The sequence below is a fragment of the Arthrobacter sp. efr-133-R2A-120 genome (assembly GCF_030209835.1).
GTDB lineage: Bacteria > Actinomycetota > Actinomycetes > Actinomycetales > Micrococcaceae > Arthrobacter.
The window spans coordinates 1-2,574 of the sequence record NZ_JARVRF010000070.1 but is presented as its reverse complement, the minus strand read 5'-3'; the positions used below and the strand labels follow the sequence as shown (position 1 = coordinate 2,574).

3 protein-coding genes are annotated in these 2,574 nt (G+C 68.8%); all 3 read right to left on the bottom strand.

Annotation, left to right across the window (positions count from 1 at the left end; translation table 11 throughout):
* Positions 1-2: 2 nt before the first annotated feature.
* Complete coding sequence (locus QRN52_RS23020) at positions 3-458, bottom strand: hypothetical protein (RefSeq protein WP_284756118.1); 456 nt, start codon at positions 456-458, stop codon at positions 3-5.
* A gap of 94 nt (positions 459-552) precedes the next feature.
* Positions 553-1,626, bottom strand: a complete 1,074-nt coding sequence (locus QRN52_RS23015) for a signal peptidase I (protein WP_284756116.1) — start codon at positions 1,624-1,626, stop codon at positions 553-555.
* A gap of 110 nt (positions 1,627-1,736) precedes the next feature.
* Positions 1,737-2,360 carry a TasA family protein gene (locus QRN52_RS23010; protein ID WP_284756115.1) on the bottom strand — a complete coding sequence of 208 codons (624 nt, stop codon included), beginning with the start codon at positions 2,358-2,360 and terminating at the stop codon, positions 1,737-1,739.
* Positions 2,361-2,574 lie beyond the last annotated feature (214 nt).

Here is a 2,574-nt window from a genome sequence, read left to right as displayed (position 1 = left end):
TCTTAGGTGCAGGTGAATTGTCCGGTCTTGGGTGTGCCGGTCCAGGTGTTGCTGGTGCCGGGGACGGGGTATTGGTTTTGGACGGTCCAGTTCCAGGTTCCGAGGTGGGGGACGATTTTCGCGGTGTAGGTTCCGCCGCCGCTTTGGTTGCTGGTGCCGGTGAAGACGACGATCCCGAGGACGGTGGTGACGGTGAACTGGCCTTGGAAGCGGGGATCGGTCAGGGCCCAGTCGGTGACGGTGATGGTGAGGCTCGATCCCTGGCAGGACGCGCTGACCGTGGCGGTCGATGCCAGGGTGGCGGAGGAGACGGGGAGCGCGGCGCCGGCGGTGGTGTTGAACGCGGCTTGGGCGATGCCGGGGGCGAAGACCAGGACGGCGGCGGCTGCCAGGACCGCCGCGAGGCGCCCGGGCGCGGGCGTCCGGGCGGTGTCGGCGGTGCTCCGGCTTCTTCGCAAGGTCGGCGGCTTTCTGTCAGGCCCGGTGGTCGGTTCCATTCTCACCGTTTTCAGGCGGTAAGGGCAGGGCACCGGGTCCGGTTCTTGGAGGATTTCAGGCGGCGCGCCGGGCGGTGTGACCGCCCAGGGCTTTTTCCAGCTGGGCCTGGTGCTCGCGGACGGCGTCCCCGGCCCGGATTGCGGCGGTGTGGTCGGTCGTGGCCAGGGCGTGTTCGAGGCGGAGGCAGTGTTGTTCCATCCGGAGCGCCCCGACCATCGAGGAGCTGGTTTTCAGGCTGAGCACCGCGTCCATGGCGAGCTCGGTGTTGCCGGTGCGCAGGGCGTGGCTGATCCGCTCCACCCGGGCCGGCAGCAGCCTGGCGTAGGCGGCGGCGAACTTCCGGGCCGCTTCCTTGCTCTTCATCTCCCGGGCCAGGCGCCTGAGGGGGCGGCGGTCAAAAGCCGGCAACGGCCGCCCGGCCGCAGCGCCCACGCCCGCGGCGGTACCGGCGCCGGTGTCCGCAGCGGCGGTACCGGCGTCGGGGTTTTTGCGCCAGATGGAGGCGAGGAGCAGGAGGACGAGGGCGGCCGGGGCGCCGTACATCAGGACCTTCAGGACCACGGGATCGCGCAGGGCGCGGATTGCGTTGCCCAGGTACGGGACGGTGAACACCTGCCGGTCCACCTGCCCGCCGGCCAGGGTCGCGGTCCAGGGGTCGGGGCCGTTGTTCGCGTCGCCCTTGGTCCGGACCGTGGCGGTGCCCTGGTTGTTGATTGTGAGGTCGATGATCCGGTGGGTTTCCACCCGCTGGTCCTCCACCGGGATGTGGTAGGTGATGATGTCCCCGACCCTCAGGTTTTGGACCGCGACGGGGACGGTGACCACGACGTCCCCGGGGTTGATCAGCGGCGACATCGACCCGGTAAGCATCGTGGACGTCTGGTAACCCAGCACGCGCGGCCCGACGGCCAGGAACAGGAACGCCGCGACCGCGGCCACCATCACCACGGTCGTGATCACACTGACCAGGGCCCGGGCAACCCCCGACCCCGCACCCCGGCCCTCACCCGCGGCTTCGGTGCCGGGTGCCGCCGTCGAACCGGGCCGACCGGTGCCGGTCTGTCCGGTGCCGGGTGCCGTCGTCGTGGTCGGGGGGACCCGCCGGTGGCGGACCGGTGTTGCGGTCATGGCTGGGCTCTCCGTTTCTGGGGGGAGGCCCTCCGCCGTCGTTTTCAGGGGGGCTCGACGGCGGAGGGCTGGCTCGGGCTCGGGGCTACCGGATCGGGGTTGCCGGGGTGTTACTGGTTGGTGGCGGTGCGCTGGGTGCCGGTGAAGGTGAAGCCGATGGTGCTGCTCTGGTTCTGCAGGGTGTTGTCCGCGGTGGAGGGCAGGGTCAGGGTGACGCGCAGGTTGTCGGTGTGTCCGGCGGTGACCGAGGTCAGGTTGGCCAGGGCCACGTTCGCGCCGATCACGGGACGGGAGGCCAGGACCGTGGTGGTGGTGCCGGTGCAGGTGTAGGTGTAGGCGGGGGCGGTGCCGGCCTCGGTCCAGGGCACGGAGCAGTCATCGACGGTGACCTGCAGGCCCATGGTGGTGTTGGTGTCCAGCAGGGAGGACGGGGCGGCCGCGGTGGTCAGGGTGATCGCGGAGAGGTTCTGGTTCCCGGCGGCGTTGGCCAGGGTCGCCACGCGCTGCACGGTGTCGCCCGGGACCAGGCCGGACGCGGCGACGTTGAGCCGGTTCGCTGCGGTGCCTGTGGTGCCCAGGGCGATGTTCACGATGCCCGAGGCCACGGTGTTGCTGGCCGAGGTGCTGGAGGTGAAGGCACCGTAGGTTCCCAGTCCCGCCACGCCGGCAGCTGTGCCGACCAGGGCCAGGGAAGCAATGACTTTACCGGTGGTGGTTTTCAGGTTGAGACCCATGATGAAATTTCCGTTTCTTGAAGCCCGTGAGACCGGGACCTTTGCTGTCCGATGACCACTACTTTCCGGCAGGTTTTTCAGGAAGCCGCAAGGATTCCCCAAGCTTCGGTTCAAGATTGCTTAAAGATTCCATCAAGTAGTCTTCGAGTGGTGACAGACAAAAGCCCCAAGACACCAAGTAGCGGAAACGAGTAGCCCGCACCGGCTCAGCAAC